The 15,865-nt window shown below is 71.5% G+C and carries 14 protein-coding genes and 1 pseudogene; 6 read left to right on the forward strand and 9 right to left on the reverse strand.

Going from position 1 to position 15,865, the window contains the following annotated elements:
- Nucleotides 1-12: 12 nt before the first annotated feature.
- Nucleotides 13-903 (forward strand): SGNH/GDSL hydrolase family protein, encoded by an 891-nt coding sequence (locus ABGB05_RS20835; RefSeq protein ID WP_347655118.1) that lies wholly within the window; start codon nt 13-15, stop codon nt 901-903.
- 30 nt (nt 904-933) lie between these two features.
- On the opposite strand, the gene ABGB05_RS20840 is transcribed toward ABGB05_RS20835, so the two are convergent.
- On the reverse strand, nt 934-1,422 hold the full coding sequence (locus ABGB05_RS20840; RefSeq protein WP_347655119.1) for a helix-turn-helix domain-containing protein: 489 nt from the start codon (nt 1,420-1,422) through the stop codon (nt 934-936).
- A gap of 55 nt (nt 1,423-1,477) precedes the next feature.
- Between ABGB05_RS20840 and ABGB05_RS20845 the strand changes: the two genes are divergently transcribed.
- Both ABGB05_RS20845 and ABGB05_RS20850 read left to right on the forward strand, forming a co-directional pair.
- Entirely contained in the window at nt 1,478-2,026 is a 549-nt protein-coding gene (locus ABGB05_RS20845; protein ID WP_347655120.1) for a PaaI family thioesterase, read from the forward strand.
- A 25-nt stretch (nt 2,027-2,051) separates the two neighbouring features.
- Nucleotides 2,052-2,639 carry a DUF1684 domain-containing protein gene (locus ABGB05_RS20850; RefSeq protein ID WP_347655121.1) on the forward strand — a complete coding sequence of 196 codons (588 nt, stop codon included), beginning with the start codon at nt 2,052-2,054 and terminating at the stop codon, nt 2,637-2,639.
- A gap of 24 nt (nt 2,640-2,663) precedes the next feature.
- On the opposite strand, the gene ABGB05_RS20855 is transcribed toward ABGB05_RS20850, so the two are convergent.
- From ABGB05_RS20855 to urtA, 7 genes and pseudogenes are all read right to left on the reverse strand, one after another.
- Nucleotides 2,664-4,736 carry a hypothetical protein gene (locus tag ABGB05_RS20855; RefSeq protein ID WP_347655122.1) on the reverse strand — a complete coding sequence of 691 codons (2,073 nt, stop codon included), beginning with the start codon at nt 4,734-4,736 and terminating at the stop codon, nt 2,664-2,666.
- Nucleotides 4,737-4,806: 70 nt separating this feature from the next.
- Nucleotides 4,807-5,940, reverse strand: a pseudogene (tnpB, locus tag ABGB05_RS20860) (IS607 family element RNA-guided endonuclease TnpB); the annotation flags it as partial.
- A 21-nt stretch (nt 5,941-5,961) separates the two neighbouring features.
- Nucleotides 5,962-6,657 carry an urea ABC transporter ATP-binding subunit UrtE gene (urtE, locus tag ABGB05_RS20865; RefSeq protein WP_347655123.1) on the reverse strand — a complete coding sequence of 232 codons (696 nt, stop codon included), beginning with the start codon at nt 6,655-6,657 and terminating at the stop codon, nt 5,962-5,964.
- Nucleotides 6,658-7,425 carry an urea ABC transporter ATP-binding protein UrtD gene (gene urtD / locus ABGB05_RS20870; protein ID WP_347655124.1) on the reverse strand — a complete coding sequence of 256 codons (768 nt, stop codon included), beginning with the start codon at nt 7,423-7,425 and terminating at the stop codon, nt 6,658-6,660.
- Nucleotides 7,422-8,612, reverse strand: a complete 1,191-nt coding sequence (gene urtC / locus ABGB05_RS20875; protein WP_347655125.1) for an urea ABC transporter permease subunit UrtC — start codon at nt 8,610-8,612, stop codon at nt 7,422-7,424. Before urtC ends, urtD begins: the two co-directional genes overlap by 4 nt.
- Complete coding sequence (gene urtB, locus ABGB05_RS20880; protein WP_347655126.1) at nt 8,609-9,490, reverse strand: urea ABC transporter permease subunit UrtB; 882 nt, start codon at nt 9,488-9,490, stop codon at nt 8,609-8,611. Before urtB ends, urtC begins: the two co-directional genes overlap by 4 nt.
- 27 nt (nt 9,491-9,517) lie before the next feature.
- Nucleotides 9,518-10,714, reverse strand: a complete 1,197-nt coding sequence (gene urtA / locus ABGB05_RS20885) for an urea ABC transporter substrate-binding protein (RefSeq protein ID WP_347655127.1) — start codon at nt 10,712-10,714, stop codon at nt 9,518-9,520.
- Nucleotides 10,715-10,926: 212 nt separating this feature from the next.
- Here urtA and ABGB05_RS20890 point away from each other — a divergent pair, with 212 nt between their 5' ends.
- Genes ABGB05_RS20890 through ABGB05_RS20900 form a run of 3 tightly spaced genes read left to right on the forward strand, consistent with a single transcriptional unit; the run spans nt 10,927 to nt 14,530 of the window.
- Nucleotides 10,927-11,481, forward strand: coding sequence for a PadR family transcriptional regulator (locus ABGB05_RS20890; RefSeq protein WP_347655128.1), 555 nt, complete (start codon nt 10,927-10,929; stop codon nt 11,479-11,481).
- Nucleotides 11,478-12,182 (forward strand): ABC transporter ATP-binding protein, encoded by a 705-nt coding sequence (locus ABGB05_RS20895; protein ID WP_347655129.1) that lies wholly within the window; start codon nt 11,478-11,480, stop codon nt 12,180-12,182. Before ABGB05_RS20890 ends, ABGB05_RS20895 begins: the two co-directional genes overlap by 4 nt.
- Nucleotides 12,179-14,530: an ABC transporter permease gene (locus ABGB05_RS20900; protein WP_347655130.1), complete on the forward strand. Its 2,352-nt coding sequence runs from the start codon at nt 12,179-12,181 to the stop codon at nt 14,528-14,530. The genes ABGB05_RS20895 and ABGB05_RS20900 overlap by 4 nt, the downstream gene beginning before the upstream one ends.
- Before the next feature lie 52 nt (nt 14,531-14,582).
- Here ABGB05_RS20900 and ABGB05_RS20905 read toward each other — a convergent pair whose 3' ends face one another.
- Nucleotides 14,583-15,722, reverse strand: coding sequence for a hypothetical protein (locus ABGB05_RS20905; RefSeq protein WP_347655131.1), 1,140 nt, complete (start codon nt 15,720-15,722; stop codon nt 14,583-14,585).
- Nucleotides 15,723-15,865: the final 143 nt, after the last annotated feature.

Here is a 15,865-nt window from a genome sequence, read left to right on the forward strand (position 1 = left end):
CGGAGGCCGTCGATGTCCCGTACCACCGCCCCCCGCCCGATCCGGAAGACCCGCTCCCCGATCCGGAGAGCCCGTTCCGTCCTACTCGCCGCCGCCGCGCTCGTCACCGCCGCCAGCCTCGGCGCCGCCAGCCTCGCCGTCCCGGCGAGCGCCGACCCCGGACCCCCGCCCGCCTCGATGGCCAGCATGGGTGACTCGATCACCCGCGGCTTCAACGCCTGCGGCTGGTACGTCGACTGCCCGTCCCGCTCGTTCAGCACCGGCACCGACTCCTCGGTCAACAGCCACTACCTGCGGATCCGTACGACGAATCCGGCGATCAACGGCAACAACCACAACGTCTCGGAGTCCGGGGCGGAGTCCGCGGACATGCCCGGCCAGGCCGACGCCGCCGTCGCCCGCACCGTCGGGTACGTCACCATGCTGATCGGCGCCAACGACGCCTGCGCCAGCTCGGAGTCGGGGATGACCCCGGTGGCCACCTTCCGGGCCAACATCGACACCGCGCTGGGCCGGTTGAAGGCCGGACTGCCGAACGCCCGGGTGTTCGTGATCAGCATCCCGGACATCCAGCGACTCTGGTCGGTCGGACGCGGTGACCTCGCCGCCCGGACCGCCTGGTCGCTGTTCGGCATCTGCCAGTCGATGCTGGCCAGCCCGACCTCCAACGCCCAGGCCGACGTCGACCGCCGCACCCGGGTGCGGCAACGGGTGATCGACTACAACACCCAGCTCGCCCAGGCCTGTTCGGCGTACGGCGCCAACTGCGCCTTCGACGGCAACGCGATCTTCAACTACCCGTTCAGCCTCAACCAGCTGTCCGGCTGGGACTACTTCCACCCGAACACCGCTGGCCAGCAGGTCCTCGCGAACGTCTCGTACAACGCCGGTTTCGGCTGGTAGCGGCGCCCGCGACGGCACCGGGTCCGGGCGTCAGCCGGCGATGTCCCGTCGGCGGGCGCCCGGGCCCGGACGCGGCACGACCTCCCGGGGGTTGGTCACCTCGTGGCCGGCCGCGCAGTGCAGCACCGCCCGCACCTCGGCTCCGCAGTCCCGGTGCACCGTGGTCAGCGGTGAGCCCTCGGGGTCGGCCAGGTGGCGGTCACCCCACTCCAGGATCGCCACCAGCACCGGCCACAGCTCCAGCCCCATCGTGGTGAGCCGGTACTCGTGACGCACCCGGGCGCCCGGTTCCCGGTACGGCTCCCGCCGCAGCACGCCCCGCTGCACCAGCATCGCCAGCCGGGCGGTGAGCACCTGGCGGGGGATGCCGGTCCGCTTGCGCATGTCGTCGAAGCGCCGGATGCCGCTGAAGACCTCCCGCAGCACCACCAGGGTCCACCGTTCGCCGAGCACCGACATGGCCCGGGCGATCGTGCAGTTCTCCACGGACCAGTCGAGCGCCTCGGGTGCTGTTGTCATGCCGCCAGGCTAAGTCTCATTGACAGACCCAGCAAGCGCCTGCCAGGCTGCATCCATGACCCAGACGCAGCCCGTCACGCGCCATCGCTCGTTCTCCTGGTCCGACCCTGCCGAGAGCGCCGCCCAACTCGGCCGACGTGACGGGCTCGGCCTGCTCCGCGCGATGATCGCCGGTGAGGTGCCGGCACCGCCGGTGATGCAGATGGTCGGGCTGGACCGGATCACCGCCGACCCCGGCCGGGTGACGCTGGAGATGACCGCCCAGGAGTTCCACTACAACCCGCTGGGCAGCGTGCACGGCGGGGTGCTCTCCATCCTGCTGGACACCGCCGCCGCGTGCGCCGTACACAGCACGCTGCCGGCCGGGACCGGTTACACGTCACTGGACCTCAACGTGAAGTTCCTCCGGCCGGCCACCGTCGCCACCGGCGTGCTGCGCTGTGAGGGCACGGTCATCCAGCGGGGACGCCGCACCGCGCTCGCCGAGGCGAAACTCACCGACGACCAGGGCCGGCTGATCGCGTACGCCACCTCGTCGTGCCTGCTCTTCGACTCCGAGGCGAGCCTCGCCGAGCGGCCGTCCGCCCGATCCGCGCCCGCCTGACCGCCCGCGCGCTAGCCTGGGCCGGGTGGATCAACTGGACCTGGCCGACTGGCGCGAGCAGGTTGCCCGCCTCTACCTCGGCCCGGGCGACCTGGCCGCATTCCGGGCCGCCCGCGACGACCTGTTCGCCCGACACCCGCAGTCACCCATCCCGGTCGAGCGGCGGGCCGGGTTCACCGGGCTGCGTTACTTCCCGCCGAACCCGGACGCCGTGGTCGAGGTGCCGGTGGAGCCAGCCGAGGGCGATCACCAGATCGACACCGGCGGCCCGGACGGGGTGCTCCGGTACCGGCGGGTCGGCATCGCCCGTACGCCCTGGGGTCCGCTGACCCTGTGGTGGCTGAACGCCTACGGCGGCGGGCTGTTCCTGCCGTACCGGGACGGCTCCTGCGGGCCCGAGTCCTACGGTGGTGGCCGTTATCTCACCGACACGGTGAAGGGCACCTTCGGACGTGGCGTGACCGTCCTGCCCGGCAACCGGCTGCGACTCGACTTCAACTACGGCTACAACCCCTCCTGCGCGTACGACGACCGCTGGGCCTGTCCCCTGGCCCCCCAGGAGAACCGGGTCGCCGAGCCGATCCGGGCCGGAGAACTGCGGTACGAGCCGTAGACCGGCGCCCGGCACCCGCCGGAGTCAGCCTCGTAGCGGGCCGGGGACGCCCAACCGGTAGCCGACCAGGCCGTCTGCGGTCGCCACGACCAGCGCCTCCGGCAGCGCCAGCAGGTCGGCCACCGGCGTGCCGAGCCCGGTCGTGCGCCGAGGTGTGTCGTCGTCGCCGAGGGAGGTCCAGAGCAGCGTCGCACCGTCGGCCGCCACCAGCCACGACCGCGTACCTGACCGGACCACCGCGAGCGACCGCACGGGTCCGGTCGCGGTCAGCACGACGACCGGTTCGGGCAACCCCGGCCCCACCCCGCCGTCCGGCCCCACATCCTCCGGTGCCCGGTCCGGTGGCCGCACCGCGGCCAGTTCCGCCTGGACCAAACCGGTCACGTCGACGCTGCGGACCGCTCCGCTCCGGTCAGCGCCGAACAGCAGTGTCCGCCCGTCGACGGTCGCCGCCGTCACGGCGGAGGCGGTCCCGCCGTGGCCGGTCAGCACGACGCCGAGACCTCGCCCGGAGCGCAGGCTCCAGAGGCGTACGGTGTCGTCCCCGGCGACGGTCAGCGCGACCGGCAGATCGGCCAGTTCGGCGGTGACCACCGTGTGCACCGGTCCGGAGTGCCCGGTCCACGACCCGACGACGGCCCCGGTCGCGCCGTCGACGACGAGCACCTGCTCCCCCACCGCCACCAGCAGAGTCCACACCCCGCCCAGCAGTGTCGAGGCGAGCGGCGGATCGGGCGGCCCCGGGGCCCCGGGCGGGCGGGGCACGGTCCCGACCCGGTCCCCCGTCGCCGGCTCCCGGAGGGTGAGCCCGTCCGGTCCGACCTCGGCGAGTACCGGCCGGTCGCCCGGCACCAGCAGCGGGACCGCCCCGCGCCCGTCGACCGGCACCTCCACCTCGCTCCCGTCCGTCGGGTCCACCGCCCGGACCGCCCGACCGGGTTGTCCCACCAGTACGACCGGCCGGCCCGCGAACTCCACGGTGGCCAACCGGACCGGACCGGGCCCGCCGGGTGGCTCGTCCCGTCCCGACGGCGCCGCACCACGTCGGAAGGGGTACGGCCACTCCGGCTCCCACACCCACACCATGCCGGCGGTGTCCCCGCTGACCACCATCGGCCGTCGGTTGATCCGCACCACGGTCAGGCTGGTGAGGGCCGCCTCGTACGGGTACCGGAAAGGCTCGCCCAGTTGCTCACCGGTCTCCGGGAGCCACGCCCGGACGGCCACGTTGTCGCTGCTCCAGATCGCCGGCCGGGCCTCGAACCGACCCGACGCGACCGAGTTGACCGGGCCGGCGTGCCCGACGAACGACGGCCCGAGCGGCTCGCCGCCGACCGCGTCCCAGACCCGGGCCAGCCGGCCGGCCGCGCCGAGCAACACCTGCCGTCCCCGCCAGGTCGCGAACCGCAGGAAGCTCACCAGGCCCGGTTCCTCGAACCGGAACTCACCCACCGGCTCGACCCGCACCCGGCCGGGGGCGACACCGGTCAGCCGCCAGGTGGTGACGCGGCCAGCGGTACCGCCGAGGGCCACCAGGACGTCGTCGTGCCGCTCCGCCGCGGCCAGCGCGGCGATCCGACCGCCGTCCACCCGTACCGTCGCCAGCCGTTCCCCCTGTTCGGCCGCGAGCGACCAGACCTGCAGCGGGGACGACCCGCCGGCCAGCACCGCGACCGGGTGTCCACCGAGCACGGCGGTGGCCAGCACCCGCACGTCACCGCACCACCGCCGCCACCGCAGGCGTCCGCTGGCCAGGTCGCTCACCTGCAGGTGACCGGTCCCGCCGCCGGACACGATCACGGGTTCGCCGTCGATCCGGACAAGCGCGCAGACGCTCGCGTAGGGCCGGTCCTCCGGCGGGCCGATCAGCCGCCCGTCCGCGAGGTCGAGGAGGGCACGCGTTCCGGCATAGCTGGTGACCAGCACCCGGGGCCGGCCGTCGCGTTCGTCGGAGTGGTCGACCAGCCCGGTCACCCAGGCCGGCACCGGGTGGTGCGGTCCGAGTCTGGTCGGCGACGCCCCGAGTCGTCCCTGGGACCACGCGGGCCGCCACCCCCGGTCACCCAGCTCATCGAACCTCGTCGCATCGACGGCCATGTCCAGCCATGCTAGTCGGGGTCATTCCCGCCGCGGTGCCCTCGGCAAGGAGCGGCATCCGTTACCTCTCTCAGTGCGCTTTGGTGGGCGCACGGTTGGTAGTCCCGCCTTGCGGTGGGACGGTCCCGGTCTGACCCGTTGACACGGTGCCGGGTTCACGTTTCACTGCCACCTGCCCGCCGGGGCGGGTCTTCTGGTCGGCTCCACGTGCTGCCACCGGGCCACTCCCGGCGGTGTCACACTCGGCCGCGAGGGCGGCCAGGTTCACGGCGGCGTTGCGGTCGCGGTCGATGACCAGACCGCACGCCTCGCACTCGTACACACGCTCGGACAGGGCGAGCTTGGTTTTCACCGTGCCGCAGCCCGAGCAGGTCTTCGAGGACGGATACCAGCGGTCGGCCACGAGCAGCCGGCCGCCGTTCCACACCGTCTTGTACGCCAGTTGGCGGTGGATCTCGGCGAACCCGGCGTCGGCGATGTGCTGGGCCAGCCGTCGATTACGCAGCATGCCGGTGACGTTGAGGTCTTCGACCACGACGGTGCCGTGCTCGCGGGCGAGGCGGGTGGTGAGCTTGTGTAGCCCGTAACGGCGCAGGTTCGCCACCCGGGCGTGCGCCCGGCCGAGGCGGGCCGCTGCCCGCTCCCAGCGTTTCGACGCACGCTGGCCGGTCCGTCGGTCCGGTCCGGTCTTACCCGACAGTGCCCGGCCGAGTGCCCGCATGCGTTGCCGCGCGGCGGTCAGGTGGCGCGGGTTGTCGACCAGCTCGCCGGTGGACAGTACGGCGAGGTGCGTGATCCCGACATCGACGCCGACCACCGACTGCGGCCGGGTCGGGCGACGTTCGACCCGCGAGATCTCGACGGTGAACGCTACGTGCCAGCGTCCGCCGTCGCGGCGCACGGTGGCGGACATGATCCGCGCCGTGCCCGCCTCCAGACGCCGGGCCAGTTTGCGGGCGGACTCGTGCAGCTTCAACCGGCCCAGCCGGGGCAGCACCACATGCATTCGGTCAGGCTCGACCCGGATCGCCCCGGTCGTGAACCGCACCCTGGGCGTGGTACGGCGGCGAAACTTGAACCGGGAGAAACCGACCGCCCTACCGGCACGTTTCCCGGTGCGGCAGTCGGCCCAGTTCCTCAACCCGCGCGCGAGTGCGTCCAGGCCGATGTTGAACGCCTCCTTGGACACCTCGCCCCACCACGGCGCAACCTTGGATGACGGTCGTCAGACCGACAACAGGGTGTGCACCGACGGGTCCTGCAGTTCGGTCCGGTCGCCGGAGCGGACCACCTCACCGGCGTCCAGGATCACGAACCGGTCCGCCAGCCTCAGCGCCAGCTCCAGGTACTGCTCGACAAGCAGGATCGCCAGGCCGAGGTCACGGTGCAACCGCTGCACCGCCTCCTCGATCTCCAGGATGATCGACGGTTGGATGCCCTCGGTCGGCTCGTCCAGCAGCAGCATCTTCGGTCGGCTGACCAGGGCGCGGGCGATGGCGAGCTGCTGTTGCTGGCCGCCGGAGAGGAAACCGGCCCGGCGTCGCAGCAGGCCACGCAGCGCCGGGAAGAGGTCGAGCGACTCGTCGACCGCTCCCCGGCTGGCCGGGCCCGCCGCCTCGGCCGCCACCTGCAGGTTCTCCGCCACGGTGAGCTGCGGGAAGGTCGGATGTCCGGGCGGCACGTAGCCGAGACCGAGGCTGACCCGTTGGTGGGTCTTCAGTGTGGTGATGTCGCGGCCGTTGAACAGCACCCGGCCGGACCGGACCGGCAGCACACCCATGATCGCCTTGAGCAGGGTCGTCTTGCCGACCCCGTTGCGGCCCATCACGCAGACCAGGTCGCCGGCCGGGGCCACCAGGTCGACCCCGAAGAGCACCTGCGCCCGGCCGTACGCCACGTCGAGGTTCCGCACCGTCAACATCTAGGACGCCTCCTTGACCAGTTCGGCGGTCTCCCTGCGGGTCCGACCGAGGTACACCTCCTGCACCCGGGGGTCGGCCTGCACCTGCGCGACCGTCCCCTCACAGAGCAGCCGCCCCTCGTGCAGCACGGTGACGGTGCTGGCGAACCGGCGAAGGAAGTCCATGTCGTGTTCGACCACGATCACGGTGTGGTCCCGGGCCACCTGGCGCAGCAGTTCGCCGGTCCGGGCCCGTTCGTCGCGGCTCATCCCGGCCACCGGTTCGTCGAGCAGCAGCAGCCGGGGCTGCTGGGCCAGCAGCATGCCGATCTCCAACCACTGCCGCTGGCCGTGCGAGAGCACCCCCGCCTGCCGGTACGCCAGGTCTGCGAGCCCGGTGGTCTCCAGTGCGGCGGCGACCTGGTCCGAGACGTCCCGACGGCGGCGAAGTCGGGCGGCGAGCGGTCGGCGGAAACTCGCCGCCAGGTCCAGGTTCTCCAGCACGGTCAACTGCTCGAAGACGACCGAGGTCTGGAAGGTGCGGCCGATGCCCAGCCGCACGATCCGGTGTTCCCGCCGGCCGACGAGTTCCTCGCCGGCGAACCGTACCGACCCGGAGGTGGGCCGGGTCAGGCCGGTGATCACGTCGATCAGGGTGGTCTTGCCGGCACCGTTCGGACCGATCAGGAACCGCAGTTCTCCGGCGGCGACGGTGAGGTCGAGGTCGGTGATGGCCCGGAAGCCGGAGAAGGCGACGTTCAGGCCGCGGATCTGGAGCAGCCCGGTCACGCCCGTACCTCCTCGCGTTGCGCCCCGGCCGGCGGCGGGTCGGTCGCTGACGGGTCGGCGGCCGGCGTGGCGTCGGTCGGCCGGGTGGCCGCCGGTGCCGGGCGGGGTCGCCACCGGTGCCCCAGCGCGGCCCGGACGTCGGTGAACACCCCGGCGAGGCCCCGGGGCGCCCAGAGCATCACCACCACGAACATCGCGCCCTGCAGGTAGACCCAGTTGTCGGCGGACTGCTCGCTGAAGATGGTCTTGGCGTAGTTGACCAGCAGCGCCCCGCCGACCGCGCCGGCCAGCGAGAACCGACCGCCGACCGCCACCCCGATCAGCAGCTCCAGCGAGGCGACGATGCCGAGGTTGGCCGGGCTGAGCAGGCCGACCATCGGCACGAAGAGCGCACCGGCGATCCCGGCCATTCCGGCGGAGACGGCGAACGCGATGGTCTTGACCACGGCCGGGTCGTAGCCGAGGAACCGTACCCGGTCCTCGCCGTCCCGGACCGCGACCAGCAGCTGGCCGAAGCGGCTGCGGGCGAGCTGCCAGGCGACCAGGAAGACGACCCCGAGCACCCCGGCCACGACCAGGTACAGGATCCGTTTGTCGCCCGGCTGGTAGAGGTCGAGCCCGAAGAACGTCTGGAAGTTGGTCAGGCCGTTGGTGCCGCCGGTCAGCCCCTGCTGGCCGACCAGCAGGATGACGAACGCGGCGGCGAGCGCCTGGGAGAGCACCGCGAAGTAGGCGCCCCGGACCCGCTGCCGGAAGACCAGCAGGCCGAGCAGGACGGCCACGGTCACCGGCAGCAGCACCACCATGGCCAGCGCGAAGACCGGGTTGGCGAACGGTCGCCACAGCGCCGGCAGGCTCTCCACCCCGCTCCAGACCATGAAGTCCGGCAGCCCGCCGGGCCCGGCCTCGCGGAGCTTGAGGTGCATGCCCATCGCGTAGCCGCCGAGGCCGAAGAAGACGCCCTGGCCGAGGGTGAGCATGCCGCCCCGGCCCCAGGCCAGGCCGATGCCGACGGCGACGATGGCGAAGCAGAGGTACTTGCCGAGCAGGTCGAGCCGGAACGGCGAGAGCACCGCCGGCGCGATCAGCAGCAGCACCGCCGCACCGGTGAAGAGCGCCGGCCCGGCCAGCCGCCACCGCCGTGCCGCGCCGGCCCCCTTTCCGGGTACGTCCACGGCGGCGCTCACGACAGCGCCCGGGTACGGACGACGAACATGCCCTGCGGACGGAGCTGGAGGAATCCGATGATCACGGCGAACACCACCACCTTGGCGAAACTGGCTCCGTTGTCGACCCAGAACTCGACGAAGCTGTTCAGGATGCCGAGGGCGAAGGCGGCGATGACCGCGCCCCGTAGCTGTCCGAGACCGCCGGCGACCACCACCAGGAAGGCGTCGACGATGTAGTTGGTGCCCAGGGTCGGACCGACCGGGCCGATCAGGGTGAGCGCCACCCCGGCCACCCCGGCCAGCCCCGACCCGATGAAGAAGGTGAGCTGGTCGACCCGTTCGGTGGCGACCCCGCTGGCCGCGGCGAGCTGCCGGTTCTGCATCACCGCGCGCATCCGGCGGCCGTGCTTGAGCCGGGTCAGGTAGACCCAGATCGCCAGCACGCAGCCGACCGCGAGCAGCATGATGAAGATCCGGTTGTACGGCAGTCGTACACCGCCGAGGTCGAGTCCGCCGGTCAGCCAGCCCGGCGCCCGGACCTGCACGTTCGGCGCGCCGAAGATGTCCCGGGCGACCTGTTGCAGGATGAGGCTGATCCCCCAGGTGAGCAGCAGGGTGTCCAGTGGTCGACCGTAGAAGTGCCGGATGGCCAGCCGTTCGAGGATCAGGCCGAGCAGTCCGGCGACGCCGAAGGCGATGGGCAGGGCGACCAGCACCGACTGGCTGCCGACCAGCGGCTGCAGCAGGTACGCGGTGTACGCCCCGGCCATGATGAACTCGCCGTGGGCCATGTTGATCACGCCCATCTGACCGAACGTGAAGGTCAGCCCGAGCGCGATCAGGAGCAGCACCGCTCCGATGCTCGCGCCGATGACCAGTTGGTTGAGCGTCGCCATGCCCGCCTCACCTCCGTCCGGCGCCGGTCAGGACAGGCCGGTGGCCCACGGGTACCCCTTGAGGTACGGGTCCGGCTTGATCGGCTGGCCGGAGTTCCAGACCTCCTTGATCTGGCCGTCCGGCTGGACGAGGCCGATCCTGGCGGTCTTGTAGACGTGCTGGTTCTCACCGTCGATGATGACGGTCCCCTCGGGTGCCTCCAGGGTGATGCCGCCGGCCGCCTTCTTCACCGCCTCGACCTCCACGGTGCCGGCCTTCCTGACGGCCGCCGCCCAGAGGTGGACCGCGTTGTAGCCGGCCTCCATCGGGTCGGAGGTGACCTTTGTGGTGCCGTACTTGGCCTTGAAGGCCTTCACGAAGGCGTCGTTACGGGCGCCGGTGGTGGTCTGGTAGTAGTTCCAGGCGACCAGGTGGCCGGCGACGTTCTCCGGGCCGATGCCGACGACCTCCTCCTCGGCGACGCTGACCGAGACGGTCGGCATCAGCTCGGCGGTGATTCCGCTGCTGCGCAACTGCTTGAAGAAGGCGACGTTGCTGTCCCCGTTGAGGGTGTTGAAGACCGCGTCGGGCTGGGCCTGCTGGAGCTTGTTCACCACGGTGCTGTACTCGGTGTGGCCGAGTGGGGTGTACTCCTCGCCGAGGATGGTCATGCCGTTCGCCGCCGCGTACGCCTTGATGATTTTGTTTGCGGTACGCGGGAAGACGTAGTCGCTGCCGACCAGGAAGAGGCTCTTCGCGCCCTGCTGCTTGAGGTAGTCCAGACCGGGCACGATCTGCTGGTTCGTGGTCGCCCCGGTGTAGAAGATGTACGGCGAGCTCTCCAGCCCCTCGTACTGCACCGGGTACCAGAGCAGCGCCTTGTTGCGTTCGAAGACCGGCAGCATCGCCTTGCGGCTGGCCGAGGTCCACCCGCCGAAGACGGTGGCGACCCGGTCGGCGGAGATGAGCTTCTGCGCCTTCTCGGCGAAGGTGGGCCAGTCGGAGGCGCCGTCCTCGACCACCGGTTCGATCTGCTTGCCGAGCAGTCCGCCGGCCGCGTTGATCTCCTCGATGGCGAGCAGTTCGGCGTCTCGTACCGTGACCTCGCTGATCGCCATGGTGCCGCTCAGTGAGTGCAGGATGCCGACCTTGATGGTGTCCCCGCCGCCCGCACCCGACGCCGCCGTCGGATCCTTGGCACAGCCGCCGGTAGCCAGCAGCACCGCCGCCGCCGCGGCCAGCATGACCGACCGTCTTCTCGCGCCTCGTGGCATCCAACTACCCCTTTCGACGAGGGCCGCTGCGTAGTGCCACGAACCGTAGGAATGAAGGATTTCATGAATCTGAGTTCCTCGATGTCTGTCGTGTTAACGAAACCTCACAGATAGATCGATCTCCATCAACTACACACCCCAGCTATACACGCCATGTATACGCGTCATGTAGAGTCCGATTCATGGCGATCGGACAGACTTTCCTGGGCCTGCTCGAGAGCAGCCCCCGGCACGGCTACGAGCTGAAACGGCTCTACGACGAACGCTTCGGCCAGTCCCGGCCACTGCACTACGGGCAGGTCTACTCGACCCTCGCCCGGCTGCTGCGCGGCGGCCTGGTCGAGGTCGACGGGGTCGAGCCGGGCGCCGGCCCGGAGCGCAAGCGCTACGCGATCACCACCGCCGGGGTGACCGACGTCGAACGCTGGCTGGCCCAGCCGGAGAAACCGGACACCTACCTGCAGAACACCCTCTACACCAAGGTGGTGCTCGGCCTGCTGACCGGCCGCGACGCCGCCGACATCCTCGACATCCAACGCACCGAGCACCTGCGGGTGATGCGCGAACTGACCCGGCGAAAGGCCGACGGCGACCTCGCCGACCACCTGATCTGCGACTTCGCCCTCTTCCACCTCGAGGCCGACCTGCGGTGGCTGGAACTGACCGCCGCCCGGCTCGACCAGCTTGCCGCGACGCTGCGGATCCCGGCGCCCCGGCTCGACAGGAGCACGCCATGACCAACACCCCCGGCCCCGACGACCGTCCGCTGCTCTCGGCGGTCGACCTGCACAAAACGTACGGGACGACCTCGGCGCTCGACGGCGCCAGCCTGCACGTCCGGGCCGGTGAGATCGTCGCGGTGATGGGCTCCTCCGGCTCCGGAAAGTCGACCCTGCTGCACTGCATGGCCGGCATCGTCCGGGCCGACGCCGGCCAGGTGCGCTACCGCGACCGGGACCTCACCACCATGTCCGACGCCGAACGCAGCGCGCTGCGCCGCAGCGACTTCGGGTTCGTCTTCCAGTTCGGCCAACTCGTACCGGAGCTGACCTGCCTGGAGAACGTCGCGCTGCCGCTGCGGCTCGGCGGCGTCCGGCGCCGCGAGGCGGAACGCCGGGCCGTCGAGTGGCTGGGCCGGCTCGAGGTCACCGACGTGTCGGGCCAGCGTCCCGGCGAGGTCTCCGGCGGGCAGGGACAGCGGGTCGCGGTGGCCCGGGCCCTGGTCACCGCCCCCCGGGTGGTCTTCGCCGACGAGCCGACCGGCGCCCTCGACTCGCTCAACGGCGAACAGGTGATGCGGCTGCTGACCGAGGCGGCCCGGCACACCGGCGCGGCGGTGGTACTCGTCACCCACGAGGCCCGGGTCGCCGCGTACGCCGACCGGGAGGTCGTGGTGCGCGACGGCCGCACCCGCGAGACCGTCCTGGCACAGCGGTGAGCGCCGCTCGGCGCGGCCCGGGCTGGGCCGCGGACCTCGCCCTCGGCGCCCGGCTGGTCTTCGCCGGCGGGCGCAACGGGCTGCTCCGGACCCTGATGACCGCGCTCGGCGTCGGTCTCGGCGTGGCCCTGCTGCTGACCAGCTCCTCGATCTCCACCATGCTCGACGGGCGCTCGGAGCGGACCGCCGCCCGCGACGACCAGTTCTTCGGCGGCGGGCAGCCGCCGCCCGGCGACCAGACCCTGCTGGTCACCTCGGCCGACACGGCCTATCGCGGCATCCAGATCCGGGGTCGGCTGCTCCAGCCGGACGGGGCACACCCGCCGGTGCCACCAGGCCTGACCCGGGTACCCGGCACCGGCCAGATGGTGGTCTCCCCCGCCCTGGCCGACCTGCTCGCCTCCCCGGAGGGAGCACTGCTCCGACCCCGGCTCGACCACCCGGTCGTCGATACCATCGCCGACCAGGGTCTCTCCGGCCCGGGCGAGTACGCCTACTACCTCGGCACCGACCAGCTCCGTCCGGGTGGCGGTACGTTCCGGATCGACCACTTCGGCAGTGAGTCGACAAGCGAGGGCCTCGACCCGGTGCTGATGCTGCTCGTACTGATCATCTTTGTGGTGTTGCTGCTGCCGATCGCTGTTTTCATCGCCGCCGCGGTCCGGTTCGGCGGCGAGGCCCGGGACCGGCGACTCGCCGCGCTGCGGCTGGTCGGCGCGGACGCGGTGACGACCCGCCGGGTCGCGGCCGGTGAGGCGCTGGTCGGCGCGCTGTTCGGCCTGCTCGCCGGCGCGGTCTTCTTCCTCGTCGGTCGGCAACTCGTCGAACTGGTCACGCTGCAGGGAATCAGCGTCTTCGCCTCCGACGTCAAGCCCAGCCCGGTGCTCGCGATACTGATCGCGCTGGCGGTGCCGGCGGTCGCGGTCGCCGTCGCCCAACTCGCGCTCCGCCGCATCGTCGTCGAACCGCTCGGCGTGGTCCGCCGCTCCGCCGCCCGTCGACGCCGCCTCTGGTGGCGGCTGGTCCTGCCGGTCGTCGGCGCCCTGCTGCTCGCCCCGCTGCTCGGCGGAATCGACCAGACCAGCGGCGCCTTCAACCAGGTCCAGGTGATCATCGGGGTGATGCTGCTGCTGATCGGGGTCGCCGCGCTGCTGCCCTGGGTGGTCGAGGCGGTGGTCCGACGGCTGCGCGGCGGCACGGTCTCCTGGCAGCTCGCCATCCGCCGGCTCCAGCTCGACACCGAGTCGTCGGCCCGGATGGTCGGCGGCGTCGCGGTCGCGGTCGCCGGCGGCATCGCCCTGCAGATGCTCTTCGCCGGCGTGCAGCACAACTACGTGCAGTCCACCGGCCAGGACGTGAGCCGGGCCCAGGCGATGGTGCTGGTCCACGACAACCTCGCCGGAGCCGCCCTCGGACCGCTGACCGAGCGGTTCCGCGCCGTACCCGGGGTCGACGGCGTGATCACCACCCTCGACGTCAGCATGACCGCCGCCGACTCGAAACCCGACGAGTACGGCGAACGCCCCGCCGTCCTGCTCCGGATCGGCGACTGCGCCGCGCTGCGAGAACTCGCCACCCTGGACCGGTGCGCGGACGGTGACGTCTTCCGGGCCGTCGACCAGGACTTCCCGGACCAGACCACACCGAACCTGCCCGACCCGGGACAGCGGATGGAAGTCGGTTTCCGGGATCCGGCCACCGCCACCCGGTGGGCCCTGCCGACCGACCTGCCGACGGTACCGGTCCGCGACGACCCCGGAGCGGGTCGGGTGACCGGTGTCCTCGCCACCCCTGGCGCCGTCGACCTGGCCGCGCTGCGCGGGCTGGACGGTCGGGTCTTCCTCACCGCCGACCTCACCCGACCCGACACCATCGAGCTGGTCCGCAACGCGGCGGCCGAGGTAACCCCGACGGCGGTGGTCCAGCCGTTGCGTGCCACCGCGGAGGCCAACCGGTTCGCGCAGATCCGGCGCGGCCTGTTCATCGGCGTGGTGGCGACCCTGCTGCTGCTCGGCGCCAGCCTGCTGGTCGGCATCCTGGAGCAGTTGCGGGAACGGCGCCGGATGCTCGCCGTACTGGTCGCGTTCGGCACCCGACGCAGCACGTTGAGCTGGTCGGTGCTCTGGCAGACCGCCGTACCGGTGCTGCTCGGCCTGGTCCTCGCGATCGTTCTCGGTACGGCCCTCGGCGGCACCCTGCTCGCCATGGTCAACGAGCCGCTACGCCTCGACTGGCCGAGCATCGCCGGCATGTCCGGCCTCGCCACCGGAGTGGTCCTGCTGGTGACGGCGTTCAGCCTGCCGGCGCTCTGGCGCCTGCTCCGCCCCTCCGGCCTCCGCACCGAGTGAAAGGACGGGGCCCTTCTGTGGGAAGGGCCCCGTCCTCACCTCTACAGTCAGCTCACCCCGGCAGCGCCGGCAGGTCGACGGCGGTGAAAAGGTCGTCGTCCCCGGCGCCACGGGCGAGGCCCTCGAACAGGGTCCGGACGTACATCCGGGGGTTGCCCTGCTGCGGACGCAGCAGGAACCCCCAGGTCGGTCCGCCGTCCCGGGAGAACGTGACCACGCTCGGGTCTGCGGCGGCGAGCCCGGTGGTGTTGCTGACCTGTTGCCAAACTCCCCAGACACCCGATGCCTGGGCGGTCTCGGTCACGTAGTGGATAGATCCGTCGGCAGTCCGCGCCACCACTTCGGTCAGACCGTTGTTGGGGTTGAGCACGGCACCGGGCGAACCGACGGCCACCAGGTCACCGATCTGCTCCCAGGTCGCGCCGAACGCCCCGCTCCCGTCCTGCACCTTGCTGACGATGGTGCCGTCGGCGGAACGAGCGAAGACCCGCAGCCGGAACCCCGGATAGACGACAACTGCCGGGATGCCGTTCAGGCCCGTCCCGCCGAGACTGGTCCAGTCCGACAGGGCACCACCCCGGTAGGTCGCCGTGTGTAGCGCACCGTTCGCATCCGCGGCGAAAAGCTGGAGACCGTCGCGGATCGTCACCGCGACCGGTCGGCCAACCAGGCCGCTGCCGCCGACAAACCGCCAACCGAGGTACGGCGCCTGGACGCCGTCCTGCGGCAGGTGCCACAGTCCCCCACCGGCCAGGGTGAAGACGACGAGCTTGCCGTCCGGCAGGCGGCCCACCGTCGGGTGCGTCAGATTGGAGCCGCCCACGTCCTGGAAGGGGTTCCACTGCGGTTGCCCAGCGGTGGTCTGGGTACGCAGCCAGGTGTCGCCGTCGGCCGTGTTGTGCGCCACCACCTGAACGCGGCTGTCCGCCTGGTACGAGAGAACCGGTTGGCCGGAGAAGGCCTCACCCTCGCCGATGGCCGTCCACTGCACGCCGTTGAAGTTGTCGGCGTCCTCCTGGTGGCCGTGCCACAGGTTGCCGAGGTTGTCCACGTAGGCGTAGGTCAACGGGGGCTCTGTCGCACCCGGTCGCGGCGCCTGGATGACAGAGATCGGGGTGAAGGACTCGTGCGGCAGGGGTGTCGCCGCCGCGCCTGCCGGTGGGAAGTACCACCGCTCGTTGGTCCCAGCCACAGCGTTGCAGTTCCATTGACGTGATCTCAGCATGGATTCGGTAGGTATCGGTATTCGAAGTGGGTGAGGTGGAGAGCGGCGCGGACGATGTCGCCGATCTGCCGTGGGCTGGCGGTGGTGTGACGAAGGGTCCGCCAGCGGCC

Origin of the sequence: Plantactinospora sp. B5E13 (assembly GCF_039871775.1) — a bacterium.
Lineage (GTDB): Bacteria > Actinomycetota > Actinomycetes > Mycobacteriales > Micromonosporaceae > Plantactinospora.

Bases quoted from the DNA above. Each gene is read 5' to 3' on its own strand.
- ABGB05_RS20845 (WP_347655120.1), top strand. From the start codon at position 1,478: ATGACCCAGACGCAGCCCGTCACGCGCCATCGCTCGTTCTCCTGGTCC.
- urtA (WP_347655127.1), bottom strand. From the start codon at position 10,714: ATGCTGGCCGCGGCGGCGGCGGTGCTGCTGGCTACCGGCGGCTGTGCC.
- ABGB05_RS20835 (WP_347655118.1), top strand. From the start codon at position 13: ATGTCCCGTACCACCGCCCCCCGCCCGATCCGGAAGACCCGCTCCCCG.
- urtE (WP_347655123.1), bottom strand. From the start codon at position 6,657: ATGTTGACGGTGCGGAACCTCGACGTGGCGTACGGCCGGGCGCAGGTG.
- urtB (WP_347655126.1), bottom strand. From the start codon at position 9,490: ATGGCGACGCTCAACCAACTGGTCATCGGCGCGAGCATCGGAGCGGTG.
- ABGB05_RS20895 (WP_347655129.1), top strand. From the start codon at position 11,478: ATGACCAACACCCCCGGCCCCGACGACCGTCCGCTGCTCTCGGCGGTC.
- ABGB05_RS20855 (WP_347655122.1), bottom strand. From the start codon at position 4,736: ATGGCCGTCGATGCGACGAGGTTCGATGAGCTGGGTGACCGGGGGTGG.
- ABGB05_RS20890 (WP_347655128.1), top strand. From the start codon at position 10,927: ATGGCGATCGGACAGACTTTCCTGGGCCTGCTCGAGAGCAGCCCCCGG.
- ABGB05_RS20840 (WP_347655119.1), bottom strand. From the start codon at position 1,422: ATGACAACAGCACCCGAGGCGCTCGACTGGTCCGTGGAGAACTGCACG.